General features: G+C 67.6%; 18 protein-coding genes. 12 read left to right on the top strand and 6 right to left on the bottom strand.

What is annotated here, in order from left to right; all coding sequences use genetic code 11:
- Positions 1–654: 654 nt before the first annotated feature.
- On the top strand, positions 655–1,137 hold the full coding sequence (locus tag HUA78_RS38795; RefSeq protein WP_141647640.1) for a hypothetical protein: 483 nt from the start codon (positions 655–657) through the stop codon (positions 1,135–1,137).
- A 257-nt stretch (positions 1,138–1,394) separates the two neighbouring features.
- Positions 1,395–2,213, top strand: a complete 819-nt coding sequence (locus HUA78_RS38790) for a hypothetical protein (protein WP_174478497.1) — start codon at positions 1,395–1,397, stop codon at positions 2,211–2,213.
- On the opposite strand, the gene istB is transcribed toward HUA78_RS38790, so the two are convergent.
- A complete protein-coding gene (gene istB, locus HUA78_RS38785) occupies positions 2,210–2,977 on the bottom strand; it encodes an IS21-like element helper ATPase IstB (protein ID WP_174478496.1) in 768 nt (255 codons plus the stop codon). The two genes, HUA78_RS38790 and istB, sit on opposite strands and share 4 nt — an antisense overlap.
- Positions 2,964–4,553 (bottom strand): IS21 family transposase, encoded by a 1,590-nt coding sequence (istA, locus tag HUA78_RS38780; RefSeq protein WP_174478495.1) that lies wholly within the window; start codon positions 4,551–4,553, stop codon positions 2,964–2,966. The genes istB and istA overlap by 14 nt, the downstream gene beginning before the upstream one ends.
- Positions 4,554–5,367: 814 nt before the next feature.
- On the opposite strand from istA, the gene HUA78_RS38775 reads away from it, so the two are divergent.
- The gene (locus HUA78_RS38775; protein WP_174478494.1) at positions 5,368–7,101 is read left to right on the top strand and encodes a PA14 domain-containing protein; all 1,734 of its coding nucleotides are present in this window, start codon (positions 5,368–5,370) and stop codon (positions 7,099–7,101) included.
- 83 nt (positions 7,102–7,184) lie between these two features.
- Here HUA78_RS38775 and HUA78_RS38770 read toward each other — a convergent pair whose 3' ends face one another.
- Positions 7,185–8,075 (bottom strand): DUF1003 domain-containing protein, encoded by an 891-nt coding sequence (locus tag HUA78_RS38770; protein WP_174478493.1) that lies wholly within the window; start codon positions 8,073–8,075, stop codon positions 7,185–7,187.
- Between the two features lie 171 nt (positions 8,076–8,246).
- Positions 8,247–8,657, bottom strand: a complete 411-nt coding sequence (locus tag HUA78_RS38765) for a hypothetical protein (protein ID WP_174478492.1) — start codon at positions 8,655–8,657, stop codon at positions 8,247–8,249.
- Between the two features lie 178 nt (positions 8,658–8,835).
- Between HUA78_RS38765 and HUA78_RS38760 the strand changes: the two genes are divergently transcribed.
- The 3 genes from HUA78_RS38760 to HUA78_RS38750 all read left to right on the top strand — a co-directional run bounded on the left by HUA78_RS38760 (position 8,836) and on the right by HUA78_RS38750 (position 11,459).
- Positions 8,836–9,555, top strand: a complete 720-nt coding sequence (locus HUA78_RS38760) for a TIGR02269 family lipoprotein (RefSeq protein ID WP_174478491.1) — start codon at positions 8,836–8,838, stop codon at positions 9,553–9,555.
- Positions 9,555–10,307, top strand: coding sequence for a double-CXXCG motif protein (locus HUA78_RS38755; RefSeq protein WP_174478490.1), 753 nt, complete (start codon positions 9,555–9,557; stop codon positions 10,305–10,307). The genes HUA78_RS38760 and HUA78_RS38755 overlap by 1 nt, the downstream gene beginning before the upstream one ends.
- A 258-nt stretch (positions 10,308–10,565) precedes the next feature.
- The gene (locus HUA78_RS38750; protein ID WP_141647648.1) at positions 10,566–11,459 is read left to right on the top strand and encodes a 1,4-dihydroxy-2-naphthoyl-CoA synthase; all 894 of its coding nucleotides are present in this window, start codon (positions 10,566–10,568) and stop codon (positions 11,457–11,459) included.
- A 74-nt stretch (positions 11,460–11,533) separates the two neighbouring features.
- Here HUA78_RS38750 and HUA78_RS38745 read toward each other — a convergent pair whose 3' ends face one another.
- Positions 11,534–11,944: a VOC family protein gene (locus HUA78_RS38745; RefSeq protein ID WP_141647649.1), complete on the bottom strand. Its 411-nt coding sequence runs from the start codon at positions 11,942–11,944 to the stop codon at positions 11,534–11,536.
- A 59-nt stretch (positions 11,945–12,003) separates the two neighbouring features.
- On the opposite strand from HUA78_RS38745, the gene HUA78_RS38740 reads away from it, so the two are divergent.
- The 5 genes from HUA78_RS38740 to HUA78_RS38720 all read left to right on the top strand — a co-directional run bounded on the left by HUA78_RS38740 (position 12,004) and on the right by HUA78_RS38720 (position 22,788).
- Positions 12,004–12,954 carry a hypothetical protein gene (locus HUA78_RS38740; RefSeq protein ID WP_174478489.1) on the top strand — a complete coding sequence of 317 codons (951 nt, stop codon included), beginning with the start codon at positions 12,004–12,006 and terminating at the stop codon, positions 12,952–12,954.
- A 158-nt stretch (positions 12,955–13,112) separates the two neighbouring features.
- Complete coding sequence (locus HUA78_RS38735; protein WP_174478488.1) at positions 13,113–16,430, top strand: C45 family autoproteolytic acyltransferase/hydolase; 3,318 nt, start codon at positions 13,113–13,115, stop codon at positions 16,428–16,430.
- Between the two features lie 206 nt (positions 16,431–16,636).
- Positions 16,637–18,766, top strand: coding sequence for a M13 family metallopeptidase (locus tag HUA78_RS38730; protein WP_141648778.1), 2,130 nt, complete (start codon positions 16,637–16,639; stop codon positions 18,764–18,766).
- A 145-nt stretch (positions 18,767–18,911) separates the two neighbouring features.
- Positions 18,912–19,133: a hypothetical protein gene (locus HUA78_RS38725; protein ID WP_141648779.1), complete on the top strand. Its 222-nt coding sequence runs from the start codon at positions 18,912–18,914 to the stop codon at positions 19,131–19,133.
- 223 nt (positions 19,134–19,356) lie between these two features.
- Positions 19,357–22,788, top strand: coding sequence for an HYR domain-containing protein (locus tag HUA78_RS38720; RefSeq protein ID WP_174478487.1), 3,432 nt, complete (start codon positions 19,357–19,359; stop codon positions 22,786–22,788).
- A gap of 64 nt (positions 22,789–22,852) precedes the next feature.
- On the opposite strand, the gene HUA78_RS38715 is transcribed toward HUA78_RS38720, so the two are convergent.
- Complete coding sequence (locus HUA78_RS38715) at positions 22,853–24,487, bottom strand: fumarate hydratase (RefSeq protein WP_141648781.1); 1,635 nt, start codon at positions 24,485–24,487, stop codon at positions 22,853–22,855.
- 210 nt (positions 24,488–24,697) lie between these two features.
- On the opposite strand from HUA78_RS38715, the gene HUA78_RS38710 reads away from it, so the two are divergent.
- Positions 24,698–26,041 (top strand): OmpA family protein, encoded by a 1,344-nt coding sequence (locus tag HUA78_RS38710; RefSeq protein ID WP_371745767.1) that lies wholly within the window; start codon positions 24,698–24,700, stop codon positions 26,039–26,041.
- Positions 26,042–26,102: the final 61 nt, after the last annotated feature.

Raw genomic sequence — 26,102 nt, 5'->3', positions numbered from 1 at the left:
GGCCTCGCCCCTGCTTGGGGGAAATGGCTCGCCTGCGCGGTGAAGACCCGGGATGCTACCTGCTACGCGCCGCCCTTGCCGCCATCGAGAATCCCGGTACCGTTACGCTCCCGGCCAGCTCCGACTGACGCCACCGCGCCGTGCTTCAATGCCCGGCGGGCTCATCCTCGCCCCGTCCAGACGGGGCGCGGCGAGCTGTTACAGAATGGCGACCATCTGCTCTTCGCTGAACCGACTCTTCTTCACTTCCTGCCTCCGTGGTGTCCGGAGACGGCACCCTCTTGAGCTTCAGGTGGTCCGAAAACCGCAAGGCATGTCACCCCCAGGCTGTGGCAGGTGGACCTGGGCCCCTATGAAAGCGCCGCCCATGTTGCACGTAGGTCGCACGAACCTGCGGAATGGACGGGAACGGGACAGGACGACAGGGGACGCGGAGGGATACCGAAGTTGAGTCGTTCCGGATGGTTGCGAGGTAAGGGCGCGATTCTGCTGGGAGTTTCGCACCGTCCGGAGAGGGTTCGATCCCCGCCGACTCCCATCCCGCGAGGAGCGCTCGGCCGCGAGGCGGTCGAGCGCACGGTCGACTTCCGTGGTGGTGGGGAAAGCTCATTCTCTGCTCTGGCAAATGGCCATCGGAGGGTATGAGGAACGACCATGAGCGACGAGCGAACGCCTACCGAGCCTGAAGTGATGGAGCCCACGTTCTGGCAGAAGAATGGCTGGTCGGCCCGGGTCATCAAGAACGAGGACGATGACGGCTGGGCCGTGGAGATCCGCAAGCAGGGGATTGCCGAGCCCGTCCTCATCAGTCCGTGGGTAATGGGCCGCGACAAGAAGAACCCCAAGCCCTTCGATGCGCCCGCGTTCGCGACCTTCGTGAAGACGGCCTCGGAGGTCCTCGACCGCTCCGCGCGACAGCGCGACCAGGCCCTGACCCGGAAGCTCTCCATCGCCTGGGAGGGCCGTTGGTACGAGGTCCTGCTGGAGATCGTGGCCGATGAGTATGAGCCCCACGCGCTGCTCTCGGCCACCGACGACGCGGGTGCGACTGTCGCGAAGCATCGCGTGCCCATGAACTTCAAGTTCAACAGGGACACCGCCAACGTGTGGGTGCGCGAAGGCTTCCCCGAGCCCTGAGCTGGCTGTCCTCAACACCCGGAGTCAGTGCCCGCCCGTCCCTGGCCACTTCGGGGCCTGGGCGGGTGAAGTCACGAGCGTGGAAGAAATGGCAGTGCGATTTCCGCAAAACATGCGGAATCAGCATCTACGTACTTCCCCGCATCAAGGTCTGTCATGAAGACACGCGGCGCGCGGATGCGAGGTGCCGGGGCCCTCTCCGCTCGAAAGCCTGACGAGCGATGGGTTTGGAATGACAAATGCTAGGGAACCTTCCCATGAAAATCCAAGCATGGGCCCTGGCGGGAATGGTGATGCTGGGCAGCGGCTGCATCTCCAGCATTCGGACCAGCAGTCACTCATTCCTGGACGCGAAGAAGTCCGAGGCTCTCCTCCATGGAGGCCCGGATGACGCCGCGCGACGCATCACGGAGTTGATGAGCAAGCGCGGCTTCCCGGTGACGGAGAAGCAAGTCCGCAAGGACGGGAGCATCGTCTACGTCTTCAAGGGACAGCGCACGGCGTTGACCACGGTGTCGGGAGGCGACATCGTCTACGGCTCCACGAACACGGTGGGGTCCATGTTCTTCGTGCTGCTGACGCCAAGCGAGGACGGCGTCACCCGGATGGACTTGTTCGGCAACCCCACCTTGGATGGCCGCGCGGTGTGCAGTGACGCCCCGCCCACCTGGGTGCCGAGATGCGACAAGAATGTCATCACCGGCTCGCTCTGGCACGGCCGGGACCAGATGACCGGGAAGGATGAGGCGGAGGCCATCCGCGGCATGCTGCTGGAGCTGGAGTTGGGACAGACCAGCGGCCCTGGTGCGTTGATCGCCAGGCCGGAGGCTCCGCCCGAGGCCCCCTCCCAGCCGACCTGCGTCGCCTCGGAACATCCGGACTGGGCGGGTGCCTCGGCCGTCCAGAAGAAGAAGCTCCTGGAGATGTGCCGCGTTCCGGTGTCAAGGACCGGGGGTATGGACCGCGTGAGGGTCGGCCAAGCGGATCGCCCTGGTGAGCTCGTCAGGGATCCGTTGTTCGAGTTCACGGCGGTGACGAGGTTGGGGTCGGCCAAGCGGATCCACGCTGGTGTCTAACGTGCCTCCGCGGCAGTGGGCTTGCGGCGCCGGGCAGGGGGTGGATTGCGATAGCTGTCGCCCTCGATGACGAGGACGTGCGCGTGGTGGAGCAGCCGGTCCATGGCGGCACTGGCCATCAGCGGGTCCCCGAAAAGTGGAGGCCACTCTTCAATCGCCCGGTTGGAGGTGATGACGGTGCTCTTGCGCTCGTACCTCTGGCGGACGACCTCGTAGAGGTCCACCGGCTCATCCTGAGTCAGCCCGCGAAGGCCGAGGTCATCGATGATGAGCAAGTCTGGCGAGGTGAAGCGCAACAGGCGCTTCTCGTAGCTACCATCGCCCCGTGCGGCCCTCAGTTGCATGAGCAACTCGTGGGTGCCGACGTAGAGGGTGCTGTAGCCGGCGCGGCACGCGCGGTGACCGAGGGCTTGAGCCAGGTGGGACTTACCGACGCCGGTGGGGCCGACGATGAGCACGTTGTCGTGGCGCTCCAGGAAGCCACACGTGCCCAGCTCCAGCACCTTGGCCTTGGGCACGCTGGGGTTGAAGTGGAAGTCGAAATCCTCGAGCGTCCTGGCGTGCTCGAAGGAGGCGCGACGCACGCGTTGGGAAAGCTGCTTGGAGTCGCGGCGCTCCACCTCGTCGCTCAGCAGCCGGTAGACGAACTCGGAGTGGGAGAGGTTGTCGTCCACGGCCTGCTGGGTGCGCAGTTGAAGGGACTGGAGGACACCGGACAGGCGCAGCTTCTTGAGCATGGGAATCAGCTCGTCAGTGGGGCTCAATTTCGGACTCCTGGGGCACGGCGGGGTGGTGCAGCAGCTCGGCCACGCTGCGTGCGAAGCGCGGCTGAGTGAGAGAAGCCGTCGCCGGGGTGGCGAGCGCCAGCGGAAGGGGTTGCAAGTCCAGCCCCTGGCGCAGCAGGTTCTTGAGGCCCCCGTAGCTGTACGTGCCGTAGTAGTGCGCGCGCCGTGTGGCGGCGCGTGCTCGCTCGGGAGGGAAGGTCTCCATGTGAGTCACCATGGCCTGCACGGCGCGCAACTGAGACAGCACGTCGTCGGAGTCGAAGACGGCGCGCACGTAGGTGAGCACCTCGTCTCCCAGCCGGGCGGCCCGGCCTTCCCAGTAGCCGCGGCTGCGGTGACGCAAGTCTGCCCGGTGCTGGGGCAAGTGCTCCTCGTGGGTGGTGTAGAGGCCGGTGCCGCGCCGGGTATGGGTGGCGACGCGCACGTCGTCCGCATACACCTCGAGACTGGCGTCGGTGACGCGCAGCCAGACGTCGCTGCCGACAAGGCGCCAGGGCACCGAGTAGAAGCGCCTGTCGAAGAGGACGTGGCTGTCCTGATGCACGCGCGTGGCCTTCCAGACGACAGGCGTGAAGCGCCGGGTAGGCAGGGGCCGGAGTGCGGGCAGCTCCTCCTCGCGGAAGACGTCCACCGGGCGCCGGCCCGTCTTCCCATGCCACCGGACGTTGGCTACCTCCGCCAGCCACTTCTTCAAGTCAGCACGGACAACGTCGACGTCCTGCCCCTCTCGGCCCTTGAAGAAGTTGGATTGGACATACTTGACGCCCGCTTCCACCTTGCCCTTCTTCTGGGGCGCGTACGGCGGTGTCGGGTCCACCTTGAAGCCGTAGTGCCGAGCCACCTCCCGGTAGCTGCGATTGAGGGCGGACGGCTCGTCCGGAGTGAAGGCCGCGCGCAGCACGGCGGCCTTCAGGTTGTCGGGCACCACCGTCTCCACCACGCCGCCCAACTGCTCGAAGGCTTCCACGTGCGGCCGCAGCCATGTCGGCAGCGACTGCTCGAAGACGACGTCGGCCACCAGGTAGCGGCTGTGCGCCAGCACCAGGACGAACACCCACGCCTTGCGCGCCACCTTCTGTCGTGGGCACAGCAACTTGCCGACGTAGCCGAAGTCCACCTGCGCCACCTCCCCCGGCGCCGTCACGACGGGGATGGCCACGTCCTCGGCCCGGACGCCTCGCGCCTTGCGCAGCTGTCGCACCATGCGCTTCACCGCCGAGGCGCTCGCCGCGAAGCCCTCCACTTCCAGCCGGAGCCTGTCGTGAATGGCACGAGGCCCCAGCCCCTGGCCCAGCAGTGCCTCCACTCGCTCCTGCCAAGGCACCAGCGAGGACGTCTGCTGCGGTGACACCTTGGATGGCAGGTGCTCCTGCACCAGCGCCTTGAGCGCTTCCAGCTCAGGCACCTCGTCCGCGGGGCCTTCCAGTGCGCCAGCCGCCATGAGCGCCGCGCGATATGCCCTCTCCGTATTCGGCCCCATGCCCAACAGCCGGGCCACTTCGCGCGCACCCGTCCCCATGCGGTGCAACCGCACCAACTCTCTCAACCTGTCCATGTCGACTCTCCGGTAGCTCATCCGCGCGCGTCCCTGGGCGCACCGCGGGGGCGGTGCTCGTGGACTCGCGAGGATGCACGGGATGACTGGCCGGGTAGGCGCTCACCCCACCCGCCGGCCGCGTTTCTTCCAACTGTCTCTGGGGTGTGCGGACCGCCGTCCCGACTGCTCCGACTTGCGGTCCGCTTGGCCGACCCCGGGGCGATCCGCTTGGCCGACCCCGCTACGAACAGCTTGGGTGACCCGCCTGCGATCCATTACCCCGGTCCGTCACATTCCGGTCGCCCAGGCCACCGACGCGAACTGACACAGACAGCTCCAGGTCTCGCAGGCGCGAGGAGTCGCCCAGCACATCAAGGCACAGCTCATGCGCCGGCGCCGCACCGCGCGGGCGCACCTCGACAGCGACTTCGACGCGGGCGCGCTGGAGCGGTTCAATCCCTTGCGAAGGTGCCATTGTCATCATGAGAGAGGAATGGTTCCGCCCCTGGTGGAGAAGTCTTCCGGATTGCGACGCACTCGTGAAGACAAGCGAAGCGATGGCTTGACGGGGTGAGAAAGCCCCAGGCACAATTGTTGGTGCAACCGCGCTACATGGAATTTGAGACATCTGGAATTCCTGGCGCTGTGCCTACCAAGGGTGCTCTTCATGAACAGAGCGATACGTACGCTCCGGACTCTCCCTGTCTTCTCCCTTGCCTTCATCGCGGCGTGCCAAGGCTCCTCATCCGAGAAGGGCGACGACCTCGAAGCGAGTGAGACAGTGCCATCGTCGCTCGTCTCGTCCAGTGTGTCTCCCAGCAGCGACGAGGCCATGAGCGGCATCTGGGCGGGCGGAGGAAGCGCGCCCATCCATGGATTGATGGATGACGGTGTCTCCTTCGCGGCGAGCGATCGCGGCGGCTCGTTCGCGCGCAGCGCCCCCGCGAGAACGTCATCGACCCTGACCCTGGGCTATCACGACAGCGCCATGCCCGGCGGCGCATCGAAAGTCGTCGTGAACTACGACGGATGGGCCATCAACGGAGGCGCCGGCTCGCTCCGTGTGAAGCTCTACGATGGCGCGACCCTGCTCGCCACGGGGCCCCTCCACGGACTCACCACCACTCCCGGGAACTTCAGCGACACGTTCGCCAGCCTGGACGTGGCGGACGCAAGGTTGCTCCGGACCGAGCTGCTCTTCGAGAACAGTGCGGCGGCCGGATCTCTGGTCTCGTCCATCATCTGGCTCGACGTCACCGGTCGCAGCGGCACCGGGCTCCAGGGGCAATATTTCGACAACGTCGACTTCACTGGCGCCTCGGTGAGTCGAGTGGATGCCACCGTCGATTTCAATTGGGGAGCGGCCGCGCCTCTCGCCGACCTCGGCGCCGAGACCTTCAGCGTGCGCTGGACGGGCAAGGTCAGCGCCGACCACACGGAGACGTACACCTTCTACACCACCAGCGACGATGGCATCCGCCTGACGGTGAATGGCACTCGCATCATCGACAACTGGACCGCACACGGCGCCATCGAGAACTCCGGGACCAGCGCGCTCCAGGCCGGCGAGCCCTACGACATCGTGCTCGAGTACTTCGAGAACACTGGCAACGCCGTGGCCACGCTCTCGTGGTCATCGCCGTCGACGCCCAAGGGCATCATCCCCAGGGAGAATCTCTTCCCCGGCCCGGCGGGCCCTCCCATCCCTGTCACGAAGCTCGACTGCCCTCCGGGTTTCATCAACGAGGTCTTCCGCGACGACTTCGACGGGACTGCCCTCGACACCACGAAGTGGGACGTCATCCAGGGAAACAACAACCCCAGCGGGGGCGCGTTCACGCAGCTCACCAAGATGCTCCGCGCCAACGTGAAGGTGGAGGACGGCAAGCTGAAGGTCGCCTCCAAGCGCCACTGCGCGGACCCCTATCCCAACATCACGCCGGAGAATCCCGCCAGGTGCGCGGGCACGAACTACTACTCGGGCGCATGGCTGAAGGGGAAGGGCACCTTCGCTCCGGGAAGGGGGGCGATGGCCTTCCATGCGAGGATGCCGACCCCCATGCCCGGCACCTTCCCCGCCCTGTGGGCCCGCAACAGCTTCGGCGATGCACGCTACGGCGAGCTCGACCTCATCGAGACCTGGTGGGATTCCCCCAAGGGCACGGCCAATGACCCGAACAAGTTCTCGGCCACCACGCACGTCGGCTCGAGCCCGATGATTCACACCTCGAACAACGAGGTCGGCCCCTTCGCCAACCTGGTTTCCGCGGCGCACGTCTGGGAAGTCGAGTGGGACGCCGCCGCGGTTCCGGCGATCGCCCGATACTACTATCGGGACAGCCTGGGCTCTTCGCGCATCCTGGTGCGGACCGCGACCTACCAGACGTCTGGCTTCAACGGGAGGGTCACCGACGAGGCCTTCCGCACGGCGCTCGCCGATGGGTGGCGCCCCTATATCGACTTCGCGGTGCAGCCGGAGGGGACCTGGAACGTCGGGCCGGACACCGCGGCGGTCTATGACCCGCCAGACCTGGAGGTTGATTCGGTCATCATCTGCGCCCCCTGACGCCAACTGGCGTTGCACTTCCGCTCGATGGAGGCGAGTTGGGCTGCCGCGTCAAACTGAGCGTGGAGCCAGCGGTGGCTCGGTCAGCCCTGGGATGCCGCGGGCTGGCCGGGCTTGGTGGTCGCCGGAGCCGAGGGTGGGCGCCCGCGTTCGACGGCGTCCAGGCGGGCCATGGTCTGCGCGTAGAGGTGGTCCAGCTTGGAGTGGAGCTGGGTGACCTCCATGCCGGCGCGGATGTTGGCTTCGTACTCGACGTCGGAGCGGATGCGGTCCTTGGCGGCCTGCCGGCTCTGGCTGATGAGGACGAAGCAGGACAGGAAGATGGCCTCCAGGCTGACCACCATGGTGAGCAGGCCGAAGGGGAACGGGTCGAACGCGTGGAACGTGGGAATCCATCCCAGGTTGATGGTGATCCACACCGCGAACCACACGGCGTGCAGCATCATGAAGGTGAAGGTACCGCTGAAGGCGGCCAGTCCATCAGCGAGCCGCTGGATGGTCGTCAGTCGCTCCTCCACCATCTCGTTGGGGCTGAGTGATGGCCGGCTGTGCAGCATCTTGTCTGCTTCGCGCAGGCGACGGCCGATGGCGGTCAGCACGTCCATGGCGCTGGAGGGGTGGCGCCGGAAGAGGAGCTCGAGGTCCGCGCGGTCCACCTTGAGGGCGGACGTTTCCTGGATGGCGCGGGCATCCGCGCTGCGCGGGTCTCCATCCAGCAGGGACAGCTCGCCGAAGAAGTCGCCGCGCCGCGCGGTCTCGAAGACGATGACCTGGCCGGTGGTGTCCTCGACGGAGATTTGAACCTCGCCGGAGCTGACGATGTAGATGGCGCCGCCGGGGTCTCCTCGGCTGAACACCTTCTCTCCGGCGGACAGGCGCACTTCCTCGAGCTGGTTGGCGAGCAGCGCGCGCTCCTCGTCATCGAGGGCGGCGAAGAGGGGCACTTCCTTGAGCAGGGCGACGTCGGCGGGCATGACGCGGAGTTCCTCGCGAAGGGCTGCACCGTGCGCTCCGCAGGCTGGCACCTTCCGAGCAATTCGCCCAGCGTCACCGTGTCACGGGACGATGGTTTTCCCAGGGCCGAAAAGTAGGGCCCGGCCGGATGACTGTGGCTCCAACGAGTCGCGGTGCTTTCGCGACGTGGCTCACGGTGAAGGGGGCTCGCGGGAGGTTTTCGGCTCGACGGTGGAGGCGACGTTCTGCGGGGTACCGTCGGAGAAGGGCCTGACGTCGAACTGGACGCGGACGGAGCGGCCGGGCTTCAGGTTCTCGCGCAGATAGGTCTCGATGTCCTGGTCGCGCGGGACAGTCTCTCCGGCGATGCGTGTCTGATGGGTCACGCGGATGGGAATCGAAGCGCCGCTGGGACCGGTGACGAAGAGTGTTCCCGGGGCGGTTCCGAGCACCGGGCCGGAGAAGGCCCGAAGCGTGCCCTCGGCATCTGGAGCAGGGGAGGGACGGGCCGAGTCCCCGCTCGCCTGGGTGTCCACGGCCAGGGCCAGGGGAGGTGTGCTCAACAGGAGTCCGAGGAGCAGGTGCTGGGTCCATCGTTTCATCCGAGACCTCCTGGGCTGAGCGGAACAGTCACCCAGGAGAAAGGTGGTCACGAACTCGCATGAAGGCAGGGCCTGCTTGGACTGCGCGGTCAGGGGGCACTTCGGGGCTGATAGGGTCGGTCCGGTGCCGGGACGGGCACGGTGAACAGGCGCCGACGTCCGGCGGGGGGAAGTGCGCATGCGAATGACAACCTGGGTGACTTGCCTTGGGGTTCTGCCGTGGGCCTGCGCGACGCCATCGAGCGGGGTGCATGGCGATGCCGCGCTGCTGCCGGTTGATGACGTGTCGGCCGAGGAGTGTGCCGCGGCAGCAGACGACGACAGTGAGTGTGTCGCCCTGTCGTGCGCGAGTGGCGAATGCGGCCTGTACCGGTGCGAGGACCTTGTTTCCGCTCCGGTGGCCTTCCGTGGGCCGATGCCGGCGCCGGCCGCGTCCTCACAGCAGCGACTGCGGGGCCCAGCCCAACCTCTCCCGGGCCGAGGCCCCGTGCTCGTCATCCCGTGGCATCGTGCCGAGGAGTTGCCGAGCCAGGCGCGACTCCGAAAGGCGTATGCCGAGTGGGCCAGTGTCCCGAAGGAGAAGCACCACATTTCCCCTCGCGCGCTCGAGAACTACTTCACCTTGCGTGGCATCAACATCCACGAGTTCGCCCTTGCCATCGACGTGCGGCGTCATCGCCAAATCCACGATGGCAAAGACGGCGGACCGTGGAACGCGGATTGGCGCGCTTTCATTGAGGCGAAGGAGCGAGGCATCAGTAAGGCGACGAAGTGGGAACTGATGGAGCACGCGGGCTTCATGATTCAGAAGTATCATCTGGTCGGAATGCCCCTGTCCTACTGGACGAAGCTCGATGAGTTGTTCGCTGTGCCGACAAGCGGAGTTGGAGGGAAGTGATGCGCTATTTCGAGTTGCGTCGCTCGCTGCCGCATCGCGACCCGGCCTACCCAGGGGGGTATCAAGCCGAGCATCGATGGGGGCTTCCAGGTGCGGTGTGTCCCACCTGCCATGGCGAGTGGGCCAGACTTGGACTCGACTATCCGGCAGTCGACCTGACCACGCTGTCGAGTGAGCGCGAGTATCGCAAGGCTCGGCAGACGATGTGGGACGAGTACTCGCGGCTCCGTGATGCCGTGATGCCGTTGCTACCGGCGGGTGCGCTGGTGGCGCCAGGTACGCACCTGGGGCCGTTGGTGGGCAGGGCCCGCGGCAACCTGCCGCCTGTCGTGCTCCAGGAGTCGTGGAGGTTGCTGGTTCATGGTGACGTGCTCCAGCAACTCGAGGATGCGAAACTCACGGGCATCACACCCGTTGAGGCGCGCATCAGCGGGAGCAAGCGCGGCCCTCTGTACGAACTCGCACTCATGCCGCAAGGGAGCCTGGCACCAGAATGCCAGCCGCGATTCTACGGCAGTGGTCCCTGTGCCAACTGTGGCATGCAGGAGTACGACATCCCCGAACCGTGGTGGATGGACGCGACCAGCCCTCCGTCCCTGGATCTGGTCCGCTTCGCCATGATGCCGACCCTCATCCTGGCGAGTGAGCGGTGCGTCGAGGTCCTTGGCGAACTGCTGCCTCTCAGCGGAGTGCTCGCGGTGGAGGTTCCGACGACGCCTCCGCCTGTTCCTCATCGCGGAGCGCAGCCGTAGACGTCTGCTTGACGTCGACCATCCAGCGGGCTCGATCCTCCGGTGCCGCACCATGGACGCCAAATGACTTGAAGCGCTCTTGCACCAACCCCTGCACGTCGCCGCGCTCGGATGGGTAGGCGGCGAGTGTCTCACCGCTCCACTGAGGGACCAGCCCGGAGGAATGAACCTCGCCATCCTCGGATGGACGATGGACGCTCCCTTCGTGCCGGCGTAGGGTCCGCGCCCGTTCCCCCCTTTCTCCCGAGTGAGAAACCCATGGTCTCGGCCATCTTCAATCCGGCCCGCTGGACGCCCGTCGAGGGCCACAAGTTCAAGGACATCACCTTCCACCGCGCGGTGGACCAGGGCACGGTGCGCATCGCGTTCAACCGCCCCGAGGTGCGCAACGCCTTCCGTCCCCGCACCGTCGACGAACTGTCCAAGGCGCTGGAGGCCACGCGCTTCATGACGGACGTGGGCTGCGTGCTCATCACCGGCAACGGCCCGTCCCCCAAGGACGGCGGCTGGGCGTTCTGCTCGGGCGGAGACCAGCGCATCCGCGGCAAGGACGGCTACAAGTACGAGGGCGAGGAAGGCGAGTCCGACCCGGCGCGCCTCGGCCGGCTGCACATCCTGGAAGTCCAGCGGCAGATCCGCTTCCTCCCCAAGGCGGTCATCGCCGTGGTGCCGGGTTGGGCCGTGGGCGGTGGACACAGCCTGCATGTCGTCTGCGACATGACCATCGCGAGCCAGGAGCACGCGGTGTTCAAGCAGACCGACGCGGACGTGGCCAGCTTCGATGGTGGTTATGGCTCGGCGCTGCTGGCGCGGCAGATTGGCCAGAAGCGGGCGCGCGAAATCTTCTTCGTGGGCGCGAACTACTCGGCGCAGGAGGCCTTCCAGATGGGAATGGTCAACGCCGTGGTGCCCCACGAGAAGCTGGAGGACTTCGCGCTCGAGTGGGCGGCGGAGATCAACACCAAGAGCCCCACCGCCATCAAGATGCTGAAGTACGCCTTCAACCTGCCCGATGACGGTCTGGTGGGGCAGCAGCTCTTCGCGGGCGAGGCCACGCGCCTGGCCTACGGCACCGAAGAGGCCCAGGAAGGCCGCGACGCCTTCGTGCAGAAGCGCAAGCGCGACTTCAAGCGCTTTCCCTGGAGCTACTGAACCGCGCTTCGCTTCGTGAGACTCGGCCCGCTTCGGAGACACCCCAAAGCGGGCCGTACAAATGCTTCAGCTGCCTACACGGTGAAGACCACGGACGGCGCGGAGCGCTTCGCCGGGCCATGGTAGACGGCTTCGATGTTGTTGCCGTCCGGGTCCAGCACGAAGGCCGCGTAGTAGCCCGGGTGGTAGGGCCGCTCACCTGGGCCGCCGTTGTCCTTCCCACCGGCCGCGAGCGCGACCTCGTAGACGCGCTTCACCATCTCCTGGTCCTTCGCCTGGAAGGCCAGATGGACGCCGCGTCCACTCGGCGCACCGGGGTCCGCGGTGCTGACGAACAGCTCGTCCGCGAAGAAGTTGTCGGGGCCATGCGAGCCCAGCGGGATGCCCAACACTTCGAGAATGGCCTGGTAGAACCGCTTGCTCGCCGCCAGGTCCTTGGCGCGGAGGTGGACGTGGTCGAGCATCCGGCCTCTGTGAAATTCCATGGTGCTCCTCGCGGAAATGTGCGCCCCTGAGGGGGTACGCGTGGAGGCGCGAGGCTGCCATGAAACCCCATTTCCTGACCTTCTTTTGCGAGCTGGCTCCGGAGCCACTTCGCGAACTGTTCAACACCGAAGGCGTCATCGACGATCTCCAGGCGATGCGCGCCGGCGTGAGCCTGGGACTCCTGGACTTGAGCCCCGAGCGCGCCGATGTGGTGCGCCGCCTGAACCGCGCGGGCATCCCCGTCACGGCGTGGCTCCTGCTCCCTCCGGAGCAGGGCTACTGGTTCCACGCGGGCAACGTGCTGCAAGCGCGTGCGCGCTACGAAGCCTTCAGGACGTGGACGGACGACGAGAAGCTCGAGTGGGCCGGCATGGGGTTGGACATCGAGCCCGATATCCAGGAGCTGCGCAGGTGGGCCGAAGCGCCGCTGCGGAGTCTTCCTGGGATGCTCTCGCGGCTCATCCTCCGAGGAGGTCGCTCCCGCGAGGCGAGGGCGGGCTACCACGCGCTGGTGGAGCGCATCCGCGTGGATGGCTACCGCGTGGACGCGTACCAGTTCCCCTTCATCGTGGATGAGCGCCAGGCGCGCTCCTCCGTGCTGCGGCGCGTGGCGGGTCTGGTGGACGTGCCCGCGGACCGGGAGGTGCTGATGCTCTACACCAGCTTCGTGCGTCCCCGAGGCGCCGCGCTCCTGTGGAGCTACGCGCCGGGCACGGGCTCGCTCGCGGTGGGCAGCACAGGGGGCGGCGTGGAGCTGCCAGGGGTCCTCTCGGCGCCGCCGCTGGACTGGACGGAGCTGTCGCGCGACTTGCGGCTCGCGGTGCGCTGGACGCATGACCTGCACGTCTTCAGCCTGGAGGGCTGCGTGAAGCAGGGCTTCCTGTCGCGGCTGCGCGTGTTCGACTGGGACGCTCCCGTGGACCCTCCCTGGGTGGAGTCGCGGCGCGTGGACGCGGTGCGCCGGGCCGCGCGCAGTGTGCTCCACGCGTCGGGCCGGTTGCTGCGCTGACAGGGGAGGGGGCGCACGCAGTGTCGGGGTGGGTGTGGAAGTCATCTCGCGTCATGGTGCCTTGGATGACGTGAAGGGTTGACGCTCGAAACGCGCGGCAGTGTCATGCGCCCCGATTCCCCGAGCTGTTGCCCCGCCCTGCTCGGGAAGGGAACGACATGACCGACCTCCCCCAGACGTCGAAGCTCCTCGGCGTGCTGCTGTTGTCCGCGAGCCTGCTCCAGGCCGCGCCCGCCGTGGCCGCCTCCCCCGTCAAGTCCTCGGCGGTGCCGAACGGAAACTTCGAGGTGGCCGGAGGGTCCTCCTCGGTGCCCGCGTTCTGGCGCTCGCAGGGACCTGGCAAGGTGGCCTCCAGCGCCGAGGGCAAGGCGGAGGGCTCGCGCGGCCTGCTCATCGAGAGCCCTCAGGGCGGTGGCGAGACCACCGTCGAGTCCGAGAACCTCCAGCTCCAGGTGGGCCAGCTCTACCGGCTCAGCGCCTGGGTGCGGACCAAGGGCGTCCAGGTCGACCCCCAGGCCCGCTATCCCACGGCCCACGGCGCCTGCTTCTCGATGAAGAGCTTCCCCTTCACCAACTGCGCGCCCGCCCCGGGCGGTGAGGCCGGCACCCGCGCCTCCGTCCTCTTCTTCGCCACCCAGTCCTCGGACCGCGTGCAGCTCCACCTGGGCCGCAACGGCAAGGCCACCGGCTCCGTCTGGTACGACGACGTCCGCCTGGAGCCCGTGGAGGACATCACCGCGTATGTTCCGATGGAGTCCGTGCGCTGGGCGGGCAAGGGCTTCCGCTACGACGACGGCGGGTGGATCTACGTCCACATCGAGGGAGAGCCCTACGAGCGCGGCGTCCAGTTCGGCGAGCTGACCTCGCAGGAAATCGTCCGCTACATGGAGAAGCTCGGCATCCAGAAGGACAAGACGGATGCGGCCAAGGGGTGGGGCCACCAGCGGCTGCTCGCGGACTCGCTCTTCCTGCGCAAGTTCGACGCCGAATACCTGGAGGAGATGAAGGGCATCGCCGACGGCGCGAACAAGGCCGGCGCGAAGTTCAAGGACCGCGAGCTGGACGTGCTCGACATCGTCACGCTCAACACCGCCGTGGACGCGGGCCAGCTCGAGGAGGCCAACCGCGCCACGTCCACCTCGCTGTCCGGCCGCACCTTCCTCAAGGCCGACGAGGAGGCCGAGCGCGGAGGCAAGGGCGACCACTGCTCCTCCTTCGTCGCCACCAAGTCCGCGACGAAGGACGGCCGCGCCATCATCGGACAGATTTTCATGTGGAACGGCTACACCGGCGTCCACTGGGACGTGGTGCTGGACGTGCAGCCCACCCGGGGCCACCGCTTCGTGATGCAGACCTTCCCGGGCGGCATCCACAGCGGCGCGGACTGGTTCATCAACTCCGCGGGCATCGTCATCGGCGAGACGACGGTGGGGCAGACGCCTTTCGACCTGAACGGCTCTCCGCAGAGCAACCGCATCCGCAAGGCGGCGCAGTACGCGTCCTCCATCGATGACGTCGCGCGCATCATGAAGGACAACAACAACGGCCTGTACACCAACGACTGGACGCTCGCGGACACGAAGACGGACGAGGGCGCCTGCCTGTTGCTCGGCACGAAGAAGACGCGGCTGTGGCGCACCGGCAGCAAGGGCAACACCTCCGACACGCCGGGCAACCTCAAGGACTTCATCTGGGCGAACAACAACAACCGCGATTTGGAGGTCCGCAAGGAGTCCGTCTCCAGCCCGGACAACGCGCCCGCGGACCTGGCCTTCAACACCTGGAACCGCGACATCGCCTTCTGGGAGTACTACGCGAAGTTCGGCAAGAAGGGGTTCGACCTGGACTCCGCCACGCGGATGATGGCCTCCAGCCCCATCAACCGCCCGCACGCGTGCGACGGCAAGGTGACCACGTCGGAGATGGCCGAGAAGCTGATGTTCCTGGCCCACTACGGCAAGACGACGCTGCGCGAGAAGATGATTGGCAGCCGCTTCATGCCGGACCTGCCCGGCGCCACGCCGCACCTGTCGCTGGGCTACACGACGTTCAGCCCCATCTACGTCGCCGCCAAATTGAAGGAGGCGCGCAAGACGTGGAAGGCGCCCGAGGAGCCCCAGGCCTCCAAGCGGGACTTCTCCCGGGTGAAGGACGCGGTCGGCTTCGACAAGTCGCTCCTGTGGGCCAACACCCTGTTCCCCGCGTCGGACGGGGAGAACTGGCTCATCAGTGGCACGTCCGCGTACTGGAGGCTCTTGCGCGACGTGTCGGCGCACGAGGACAAGCAGGACAAGGCCTTCGACACGCAGCGCGATGTGCTCGCGGACCTCAATGACCGCTACCTCTTCACCACCTCGCGCGAGGCGGACGTGCTGCCCGCCTCCGTCAAGACGGAGTACGGCCGCTATGGCACCTATCTGGTGCCGCGCATCAAGGGCACCTTCGCGCTGCACCAGCTTCGCCTGCTGTTGGGCAACGCGGACTTCTCCAAGGTGATGAACGCCGTCCACGCGCGCTACGCGAACAAGGACATCTCCACCGCGGACTTCAAGCGCACCGCGCAGGAGGCGGTGGGCAAGGACGTGGGCTCCTTCGTCGGCCAGTGGCTGGAGCGCACGGGCCTGCCGCAGCCGCGCTTCCGCGCCACCGCCGCGCAGGTGAAGGACGGCTATGAGGTGACGCTCAAGGTGGAGCAGCCCGGCCCGAAGCCCTGGCACTTCGTCACGCTGGTGGAGGTGCACACGGCGAAGGGCTCCACGCTGGAGCGCGTGGAGGTGAAGGGCACCGCGAGCGAGACGTTCGTCCTGCGCACCAAGGAGGCGCCCGTGCGCGTCGTCTTCAACGCGGGCAATGACATTCCGGTGCCGCGCGAGCGCTACCAGGTCCTGGCCAACCAGACGGATGCCTGGGAGAAGCTGCTGATGGTGCACGGCACCGCCCGGCAGACGGAGTCCATGCGCACGCTGGTGCTGGGCTACCGCGAGTCGCTGGCGGATGTCTTCACCGAGCGGCTGGTCCCCGTGGCGCCGGACTTCGAGGTGACGGACGCGCAGCTGGCGGAGCGGGACCTGGTCGTCTTCGGCGGGGCGGAGGACAACGCGCTGCTTGCCCGGCTGGCCCAGGAGAAGAAGCTCCCCGTGGAGCTGGGCCGCCGCTTCTTCCGCTGGCAGGGCAAGACGTATGGCCGCCCGGACGACGGCATCGCCCTGGCCCTGCCCAACCCCTGGAACCCCAAGCGCGCGCTGTACCTCTTCGTCGCCAACAGCGGCATCCAGCTGTGGCACATGACGCGGACCTACCAGCGCAACCTCCAGGGCTGGGCCCTGTTCCGGAACGGCGACGTGACGACGAAGGGCTTCCATGACCTGGAGGCCCTGTCGCAGGACGTGACGGTGACGCCGGCTCCCGCGCCCGTCGCGCCCCCGGTGCCCGCCCCCGCCACCTCGGTGCCCGCGCCCGTCATGGGCCAGCGCTGAGCGCCTGAGGCGGGAGTGGGCGCTCGCGGCCTCGCCTCCTGAACGGGGGCGGGGCCGGAAACGGCTGTTTCCACGAAATTGCAACCAGGGCGGGGGACTCCCTGAGGAATAGGGCGGGCGCGCGGGTGTTTTTCCTGCCTGCCCGGATGGACGACGACCACTCGGGTCCGGCAGCATCCCCCGTCCCTTTTTCCTCTCGGAACCTCATGAGCCCCAAGAAGTCCATTGCCCACCGAGCCTGGGCGACCAGTGCCCTCGGAACCCTGTTGCTGACCGGCTGCGCCAGCGCGCCGCAGCCCGCGCCCACCGAGGCGACTCCGCCTCCCGCCGCTTCCGCGTCCACGCCCGCGCCCGTCGCGGAGGCCGTGTCGGAGGAGGCGGTTCGCGCGCTCGGCGTCGAGCTGAAGAACCTGGACCGCGGCATCCGTCCCCAGGATGACTTCTACCGGTTCGTCAACGGGACCTGGCTGAAGAACACGCCCATCCCCGCGGACCGCGCCCGCTATGGCTCGTTCATCGAGCTGGCGGACAAGTCCGAGCTGGCCCTGCGCGCCATCATCGAGGAGTCCGCCACCGCGAAGGAGCGCGCGCCGGGCTCCACCGCGCAGAAGGTGGGCGACCTGTACAACAGCTTCATGGACACCGAGCGCATCGAGTCGCTCGGCGTGAAGCCGATTGCCCAGGAGCTCGCGCGGGTGAAGGGCCTGAAGGACAAGGCGCAGCTGCCGGAGCTGTTCGCGGAGCTCCAGCGCAGCGGCATCCAGACGCCCTTCGCCTTCTTCGTGGGCCAGGACCAGAAGCAGGCCACGCGCTACATCGCGTACGTCAGCCAGAGCGGCCTGGGCCTGCCGGACCGGGACTACTATTCCAAGCAGGAGCCGCGCTTCATCGAGATTCGCGCCGCCTACGTGGCGTACATCGAGAAGCTCTTCACCCTGGCCGGTGAGAAGGACGCGAAGAAGGCGGCCGAGGCCATCCTCGCGCTCGAGACGACGCTGGCCGACAAGAGCTGGGACCGGGTGAAGAGCCGGGACCGCGAGGCCACCTACAATCTCAAGAGCGTCAAGGAGGCGGAGGCGCTCACGCCCGGCTTCTCGTGGACGCGCTTCTTCAAGGCCGCGGGTGCCCAGGCGACGCCCGCCGTCATCGTCCGCCAGCCGACGTACTTCGAGGCCCTGTCGGGACTCGTCAAGACGACGCCGCTGCCCGTGCTCAAGCAGTACCTGACGTTCAAGGTGCTGGCCGGCCGCGCGCCGATGCTGTCGAGCCCCTTCGAGCAGGCCTCGTTCGAGTTCTACGGCAAGACGCTGCAGGGCCTTCAGGAGAACCGTCCGCGCTGGAAGCGCGGCGTGTCGGCGGTGGAGGACTCGCTGGGCGAGGCCGTGGGCCAGCTCTACGTGGAGCGCCACTTCAGCCCCGCGTCGAAGCAGCGCATGGTGGAGCTGGTCAACAACCTGCGTGAGGCCTTCCGTCAGGGCATCGACGGGCTGGACTGGATGAGCGCCGAGACGAAGGCGCAGGCCCAGGCGAAGCTGTCCAAGTTCAACGTGAAGATCGGCTACCCGGACAAGTGGCGGGACTACTCGCGCCTGGAGATTGTCGCGGGCGACCTGCTGGGCAACGTCCGTCGCGGTGAGGCATTCGACTTCCAGCGGATGGTGGACAAGCTGGGCAAGCCCATCGACCGCGAGGAGTGGGGCATGCCGCCGCAGATGGTGAATGCCTACTACAGCTCCACGATGAACGAGATTGTCTTCCCGGCCGCCATCCTCCAGCCGCCGTTCTTCAACCCGGACGCGGACGACGCGACGAACTACGGCGCCATCGGCGCGGTGATTGGCCACGAAATCAGCCACGGCTTCGATGACCAGGGCAGCCGCTCGGATGGCGACGGCAACCTGCGCAACTGGTGGACGGAGAAGGACCAGGCCGGCTTCAAGCAGCGCACGTCCGTGCTGGTGGCCCAGTACGCTGGCTTCAGCCCGCTGGAGTCCATGAACGTCAACGGCGAGCTGACCCTGGGCGAGAACATCGGCGACCTGAGCGGCCTCGCGGTCGCCTACAAGGCGTACAACATGTCCCTCCAGGGCAAGGCGGCGCCGTCCATCGCCGGCTTCACCGGCCCCCAGCGCTTCTTCCTCGGCTGGGCGCAGGTCTGGCGTGGCCTGTACCGCGACGACGCCATGCGGCAGATGCTGCTCACCGACACCCACTCGCCGCCGCAGTACCGCGTCAACGGCGTGGTGCGGAACATGGCCGAGTTCTACGAGGCGTTCGGCGTGAAGGAAGGCGACGCCGGCTGGCTCGCCCCCGAGAAGCGCGTGAAGATCTGGTAGCTCCCTGACGCTCCCACCGTCCGACGTGGGCGGTGGGACAGGGTGGGGTGCTTGCTCGGCCCCACCCTGAAGGGCCCCATGAGGCCGCCTGGACAGGGCCTCTGGGATGTTTACGCTGGGGCACCCCGTCACCGAGGTTCCTCGCGTGAGCTCCCTGTTGCTTCGACTGGTCTGTGGTCTGTTGTTCTCCGCGCTGGTGTTGGGGGCCGTCGTTCATCCTCCCGACAACCTCACGCAAGGATTGGGGATGATGCTCCCGGCGAGCATGCTGCTGGGCGTGGCCCTCAAGGGCCCCCGTCGCGGCATCATCCCGAAGAAGAAGGTTCCCGTGGCCGTGCCGGTGGAAGAAGCGCCGCCGCGCGCGTGAGGGCGCCCCGCGTCACGCCTCTTTCGCAAGGGTTTCCCGCAACGTTCCCTTGAGGGCTCGTCCTGGGACGAGGTTCTCGGGACGCAGGGGCGTGGTCGGTGGGCCTCGTCTCGTGGCGGGCGGGAATGCGCCACCGGGGGAGGGCGGGTGTCGTCTAACGGGGCACGCGAGGTGCATCGCGCGCCCGCATTCCTGGACGCACCACACCCCCTGAGGAACACGCATGCTCTACAGCAGCTTGTTGGTGCTCAGTCTTGTCGCGGCGACGCCACGACTGATTGCCGACCTGAATCCCACGCCCGTGACGCCCTATACAGGGGCCCGCGTGCTCGTCTCCGTCGGCGACCGCGTGTATTTCTCGCTGGCGACGGCGGCGGCGGGCAATGAGCTGTGGGTCACCGACCTCACCCGGGGGGCAGCGCGGATGGTGAAGGACATCCACCCGGGGATGGGCTCGTCGACGCCTCGCCTCATGGGGGTGCTGGGGGAGCGGGTCTTTTTCCTCGCCGACGACGGTGTCCATGGCTCGGAGCCGTGGTCGACCGATGGCACCCCGGAAGGCACCACGCTGCTCAAGGACATCCGGCCTGGCTCCGGTGACGGGAGCTGCCTCGGGTGGACGACCTGGGACTCGGCGCTCTACTTCCTCGCCAACGATGGCGTGCACGGCCATGAATTGTGGCGCTCCGACGGCACCTCCGAAGGGACCCACCTCGTGAGTGACACGTGGGCCGGTCCGTACGGATTCTCCAGTGAATCGACGGGGCTGCTCGAGTTCGAGGGTGCGCTGTACTTCAGCTCCCGCAACGAGCTGTGGAGGACGGATGGGACAGCCACCGGGACGCGGCTCGTGTACGCGGTCGACCAGTCCACGCGTTCGCGCGAGCTTCGCCTGTCCATTCGAGGAGGGAAGCTCTGGTTCCGCTCCGGCTACAGCAACATCTACCTCTGGGACCTCTACGTCACCAATGGCACCCCTGCTGGGACCAAGCAGGTCTCCACCATCGAACCGTTCACCGGGCCCAACCTCGACATCGGCCCCCGGTCTGTGTTCGGCGCCTGGTCGGGTTCCAATCGCGTCTATGACATCGCGTTGAGGGCCTCGGATGGAACGGTCAGTGGCACGACGACGATTGCTTCCATCAGGTCCAATCGCACCACGTTGCTGGCCTCCTGGTTGGATCCGCTCGGGTCCCAGGTGCACTTCGCGGTGTCGACCGAGTTGGGTGTCGCGCTCTGGCGGACGGACGGTACGTCCTCGGGGACGCGCGTGCTCCAGTGGCTTGAGCGACTGGTGGGCCCCGTCTCCCGCATTGGCTCCCAGTTCGTCTACGTGGGAGTCGACTCGACCGGTCCCGCGGTGTTCGCGTGGGATGGCGTCGCAGCGCCTCGCGTGGTCCGAAGGTTCGCCGCGCTTCCCAGCACCAGCGTGGTCGTCCAGAACGGCGGGCGGCTCTACTTCGTCGCCAGCGATGCGTTGACGGGCCTGGAGCCCTGGACCACGGACGGCACGGAGGCGGGCACCGGGTTGCTCGCCGACCTCAGCCCAGGCGCTGCTGGAACGAGTGTCACGGCGTTCACCGCGGTCGGCGCCCAGGTGCTGCTCTCCGGGACTCCCGAGGGCAGTGCCGAATCCGTGTGGCGGACCGATGGCACACCGGAAGGGACCTCGAGGGTCTTCGAAGGGCGACTGACCGACGTCGTGTCGAGGGGAGGGACGCTGCACGCGTTCTCCATCGAGGGCAGCGGCTTGTTGCTTCACGCCTTCCCCGAAGGCGGACCGGAAGGTGCCGTGACGGAAGTCTGGACCTGGTCGAACGCGGGGTCCTACCCCGAGAACTGGACCTCGGGAGATACGTTCGCGTACTTCAGCGCGACGAAGGCGCTGGGACAATCGTCGCTGCTTCGCACCGACGGCACGCACGCCGGCACGCACGTCATCCGTGATGCGTTCTCGTTGTATTCGACCATCACCCAGCTGGAACGCTGGGGGGACGCGCTCACCTTCCGTGAAGGCGCGGCGCTGTATATTTCGAAGGGGGGGCCTGGCGATGCCGTGCACCTGAGTCCCGCCTCTGGCAAGGCCCACCTGGGCTCGAGGATGATTCTGGGGCGCGAATGGGATTCAGGCTACGAACTGGCGGAGAGTGATGGCACCCGGGATGGAACGCTCTCGATGCAGTCGCTTGCCGGTCGTCCGCTCGACTTCCTCGCCGTGGCCGGCACCCAGGTGTTCTTCCGCCAGTACCTGACCAGCGAGAGCGATTACTTCCCGTACCGCACGGACGGGGCCCGCGTTGCGGGCTCGGTGATAAGGCTCGCAACCGTCCCCGCGGGGAAGCCGGTCGCCTATGAGGACCGGGTGGCGTTCGTCACTCGGGGCGCATCCCTCTGGTCGAGTGACGGCTCCGTGATGGGGACGGCGCTCGTTCCTGGCACGCAGGACGTGGAGCCCGCCGACTTGCACGCGGTCGGTCCGCTGTTGTTCTTCACGGCCAAGGGCGCGGAGGTGGGGCGCGAGGTCTGGGTGCTGCGTGGCACTCGTGCACAGCGGTTGGGCGACTTCGAGCCGGGGACAGGGGATACGCGGCTGCTCGCCGCCACGCGGCAAGGTGCGGGCGCGGTGCTCCTCATCCAGACCGCTTCGGGTCGGTATCTGGCGAGGACGGATGGGACCCCCGAAGGCACCACGGTGGTGGGCTCCGTGCTGGGGTCGTCGTGGCTCACCACGTACCGGGACACGGTGTTCCTGGATTGTGAGCTGGGAGCCGTGGGGTTGGAGCTCTGTCGGCTCGACCCGGGCGCGGGCGAGCCCTCGTTGGTCGCGGACCTCTGGCCAGGGGCAATGCCCTCGTCTCCGTCAGCGCCTATCACGGTCTCTGGCACGCTGTTCCTGGCGGCGGTTCACCCTGAATATGGGATGGAGCCGTTCGCGGTGGATGTCGACGTCACCCCGCCGGTCGTGAAGGCGAACGTGACAGGGGTGCTCGGCGCGAATGGCTTCTACGTGGGGGACGTCTCGCTCGCGTGGTCCATCGAGGAAGCAGAGTCGAGCGTCACCCAGACGACGGGCTGCGAAGCCGAGACGGTGACGAGGGACACCCTGGAGCAGGTGTTCACCTGCTCCGCGACATCGCAGGGAGGTACGACGTCGCAGCGGGTCTCCATCCGGCGTGACACCTCGCCGCCCACGCTGACGTGTCCGGTGGGGTTGAACGGCATCGAGGGAGCGGCGGTCCTGTTCGATGTCTCCGTGAGCGATGCGCTGGACCCCGCTCCGACGGTGGAGAGTGTTCCTCCTTCGGGCTCTGTGTTCCCAGTCGGGACGAGCACCGTGGACGTGGTGGTCACGGACCACGCCGGCCATCAAGCGACCTGTCACTTTCCGGTGACCATCACCGAGCGCCCGGTTGCGGACGCCGGACCCGGTGACGCGGGTCCTGGCGACGACGCGGGTCCTGGCGACGACGCGGGTCCCGGTGACGACGCGGGTCCCGGTGACGCAGGGGCAGGAGACGGTGGCGTGGTGGACGGTGGCGCTATCGTCCCCAGGCCGGAGGAGTCCGAGTCGTGCGGTTGCGCGGGAGGAGGAGGCTCCTTGTTCTTCGGCCTCCTGTTGCTCGTGCTTCCGACGCTCGTTCGCCGGCGTCGCTGAGCCGAGGCCCTCGGAGCGCCACTTGAGGGGTGGCGCTTCAGTCCCGCCACTCCACGGCGTGCCCTCAGCCCTTCTTCGCGGAGGGCTTGTTGAGGTGGGCGAAGAAGTCGTTGCCCTTGTCGTCCACCACGATGAAGGCCGGGAAGTCGACCACTTCAATCTTCCACACGGCCTCCATGCCCAGTTCCTCGTACTCCAGCACCTCCACCTTGGTGATGCAGTCCTTGGCGAGCCGGGCCGCCGGGCCGCCAATGGAGCCCAGGTAGAAGCCGCCGTGCTTCTTGCACGCGTCGGTGACGGCCTGGGAGCGGTTGCCCTTGGCCAGCATCACGAAGCTGCCGCCCTCCGCCTGGAACTGGTCCACGTACGCGTCCATGCGGCCGGCCGTCGTCGGACCGAACGAGCCGGAGGCATACCCTTCCGGCGTCTTCGCCGGGCCCGCGTAGTAGACCATGCGGTCCTTCAGGTACTGCGGCATGCCCTCGCCCCGGTCCAACCGCTCCTTGAGCTTCGCGTGGGCGATGTCGCGCGCCACCACCATGGGGCCGGTGAGCGACACGCGCGTCTTGATGGGGTAGCGCGACAGCTCCGCGCGCAGCTCGCTCATCGGACGGTTGAGGTCCAGCTTCACCACCTCGCCGGCCAGGTCCGCGTCCGTCGTCTCCGGGAGGTACTTCGCCGGGTCCGCCTCCAACTGCTCCAGGAAGACACCGTCGCGCGTAATCTTGCCGAGCACCTGCCGGTCCGCCGAACACGACACGGCGATGGCCACCGGGCACGAGGCGCCGTGGCGCGGCAGCCGGATGACGCGCACATCGTGGCAGAAGTACTTGCCGCCGAACTGGGCGCCAATGCCCATGCGCTGCGTGAGCTTCAGCACCTCCTGCTCCAGCGCCACGTCGCGGAAGCCCCGGCCCAGCGCGTTGCCCTCGGTGGGCAGCGTGTCCAGGTAGCGCGCGGAGGCGTACTTGGCCGTCTTCAGCGCGAACTCCGCGGACGTGCCGCCCACGACGATGGCCAGGTGGTACGGCGGACACGCCGCGGTGCCCAGCGAGCGGATCTTCGCGTCGAGGAAGGCCAGGAGGCTCGTCGGGTTGAGCAGCGCCTTGGTCTCCTGGAACAGATAGCTCTTGTTGGCCGAGCCGCCGCCCTTGGCCATGAACAGGAACTTGTAGGCGTCGCCGCCCGTCGCGTAGAGCTCGATCTGCGCGGGCAGGTTGTTGCCGGTGTTGGCCTCCTTGTACATGTCCAGCGCCGCCATCTGCGAGTAGCGCAGGTTGGACGTGCGATACGTCTCGAAGACGCCGCGGGAGAGGGCCTCCTCGTCATGGCCGTCGGTGAGGACGTGCTGGCCCTTCTTGCCCATGATGATGGCGGTGCCCGTGTCCTGGCAGGACGGCAGCACGCCACCGGCGGCGATGTTCGCGTTCTTCAGCAGCTCCAGCGCGACGAAGCGGTCATTCGCGGACGCCTCCGGGTCCTGGAGGATCTTCGAAAGCTGGCCCAGGTGCCCGGGGCGCAAGAGGTGCGCGATGTCCCGCATGGCCTCCCGGGTCAGCAGGGTGAGCGCTTCGGGGGCGACCTGGAGGAAGGTGCGTCCGCCGGCCTCGAAGGTGGAGACGTGGTCCTTCGTGAGCAATCGGTAGGGCGTCTCGTCCTTGCCCAGCGGGAGCATTTCCTGGAACTGGAAGTCGTTCATCGCGCGCGCCTCTTCGGGGGAGTCTTCGGCGCCCAGGAGTAGCGCCCTTGGCGGCGGGATGGGAGCCAAAAACGTGGACCGGGCCACACCCCAGGCCCCTGTCCGGCCGGGACCTGGAGTGAGGGGAGGGGGGCCGACGGTCGGCTGGTGGTCAGCCCGCCCGGCTGACAACTCGCGGCAGGCCCAGGTTGTGCGATGCTGTGGACCCCCGTGGCTTATTCCTCCGTACAAGCACTGTGGCTCTGCATCCTGGCCCTCGTCGGCGCCACGGCTCGCGCGGCTGAACCGTCCACCGTCGAGCAGCGGGCCCGCGAGGACCTGGACCGTCAGCTCCAGGCCCTGGTCAAGACGCCTCCTCCAGAGGTCGTCATCACCTACGAAGGGCTCCCGGGCGCGGGAACCGCGCGGGCCTACAAGCTGCTGGAGGTGGACTTCATCCTCAACGGCCAACCCCTCGCGGTACCGGGGCTGGACGTCATCTCCGGCCCGGGCATCCATCGCCTCGCGTCGCTGAAGGTGGAGGAGGGCTCCTACACGCTGGTGTCGCGCGTCACCTATACGAACAACGACGCGTGGAACCTCTTCAGCGAGGAGAGCGGCTTCCTCTGGAAGATGACGGCCTCCGTCACGTTCCAGGCGCAGAAGGGGCTGCGGATGCGGGTGAAGGTGATTCCCGGCATCAACCCCACCGCGCCCGACCCTCGGCTGAAGCTGAAGCTGTCGCACGATGTATCGGCGGAGATGACCGCGCCGCTCGCGGACGCCACGCTGGTGGAAGGCCAGGACGCGGGTGCGCCGCCCATCGCCGTGGCGCAGGTGACGCCGCCTGTCACCGCGCCGCCCGTGACGGCGCCTCCTGTCACCGCGCCGCCAGTCGCGGGGACGAAGCCCCGGGAATCTCCGGAGCAGGGCCCGGTGGCGCCGGGGCGGCTGCTGCTGAAGGTGCTCGCGGGCAAGAAGCCCGTGGCCGCCACGGCGTATGTCCGGGGCAAGGGCGCGCCGCAGCAGGTCCTCCTCGACAAGAACGCGCGCAAGCCGGTGCCGGTGATGCTGCCCCCGGGTGAGTACACGGTGGATGTGCTCTCCAAGGGGTTCCTGGCCCAGACGCGTCAGGTGAAGGTGAGCCGAGACCGCGAGGCCTCGGTGGCCTTCGTGCTGGCGCCCGCGCCCGCGCAGAAGGCGAAGCAGCCGCAGGTGAAGAACGAGCGCGTGGAGCTGCCCAAGCCCCCGCGCTTCGCGGAGAAGCAGGCCGCGCCGCGCAAGGACTCCACGGAGGGCCTGGCCCTGTTGGTGGACCTGCTGGTGCGGGACGAGACGCTGAAGCTGCGCCTGGAGGGACACACGGACAACCGCGAGGCTCCGGCGACGGCGCGACAGGCGCTCTCCGAGTCGCGCGCCAAGGCCGTGGCGGACCTGCTGGTGAAGGCGGGCCTGAGCCCGTCGCGCATCGACGCCTCCGGCCTGGGCGATACCCGTCCCAAGGCCCCCAACCTGATTCCGCGCGGGCGCGAGCTGAACCGCCGCGTGGACATCCTGCTGGTGAAGGGCAAGTAGCGCCCCCCGCCTCCTCGGGGCTCCTGACGTGTGCTTGGATGGGCCCCTTTTCAGGGGGAGC

This window comes from Myxococcus sp. CA033, assembly GCF_013336625.1.
Taxonomy (GTDB): domain Bacteria; phylum Myxococcota; class Myxococcia; order Myxococcales; family Myxococcaceae; genus Myxococcus; species Myxococcus llanfairpwllgwyngyllgogerychwyrndrobwllllantysiliogogogochensis.
Note: the sequence above shows the minus strand (reverse complement) of the source record. Positions and strands in the feature narration are given on the sequence as shown.

Bases quoted from the DNA above. Each gene is read 5' to 3' on its own strand.
- istA (WP_174478495.1), bottom strand. From the start codon at position 4,553: ATGGACAGGTTGAGAGAGTTGGTGCGGTTGCACCGCATGGGGACGGGT.
- HUA78_RS38720 (WP_174478487.1), top strand. From the start codon at position 19,357: ATGCTCTACAGCAGCTTGTTGGTGCTCAGTCTTGTCGCGGCGACGCCA.
- HUA78_RS38715 (WP_141648781.1), bottom strand. From the start codon at position 24,487: ATGAACGACTTCCAGTTCCAGGAAATGCTCCCGCTGGGCAAGGACGAG.
- HUA78_RS38760 (WP_174478491.1), top strand. From the start codon at position 8,836: ATGCGAATGACAACCTGGGTGACTTGCCTTGGGGTTCTGCCGTGGGCC.
- HUA78_RS38730 (WP_141648778.1), top strand. From the start codon at position 16,637: ATGAGCCCCAAGAAGTCCATTGCCCACCGAGCCTGGGCGACCAGTGCC.
- HUA78_RS38750 (WP_141647648.1), top strand. From the start codon at position 10,566: ATGGTCTCGGCCATCTTCAATCCGGCCCGCTGGACGCCCGTCGAGGGC.
- HUA78_RS38735 (WP_174478488.1), top strand. From the start codon at position 13,113: ATGACCGACCTCCCCCAGACGTCGAAGCTCCTCGGCGTGCTGCTGTTG.
- HUA78_RS38795 (WP_141647640.1), top strand. From the start codon at position 655: ATGAGCGACGAGCGAACGCCTACCGAGCCTGAAGTGATGGAGCCCACG.
- HUA78_RS38790 (WP_174478497.1), top strand. From the start codon at position 1,395: ATGAAAATCCAAGCATGGGCCCTGGCGGGAATGGTGATGCTGGGCAGC.
- HUA78_RS38775 (WP_174478494.1), top strand. From the start codon at position 5,368: ATGAGCGGCATCTGGGCGGGCGGAGGAAGCGCGCCCATCCATGGATTG.
- HUA78_RS38755 (WP_174478490.1), top strand. From the start codon at position 9,555: ATGCGCTATTTCGAGTTGCGTCGCTCGCTGCCGCATCGCGACCCGGCC.
- HUA78_RS38740 (WP_174478489.1), top strand. From the start codon at position 12,004: ATGAAACCCCATTTCCTGACCTTCTTTTGCGAGCTGGCTCCGGAGCCA.
- HUA78_RS38765 (WP_174478492.1), bottom strand. From the start codon at position 8,657: ATGAAACGATGGACCCAGCACCTGCTCCTCGGACTCCTGTTGAGCACA.
- HUA78_RS38745 (WP_141647649.1), bottom strand. From the start codon at position 11,944: ATGGAATTTCACAGAGGCCGGATGCTCGACCACGTCCACCTCCGCGCC.
- HUA78_RS38770 (WP_174478493.1), bottom strand. From the start codon at position 8,075: ATGCCCGCCGACGTCGCCCTGCTCAAGGAAGTGCCCCTCTTCGCCGCC.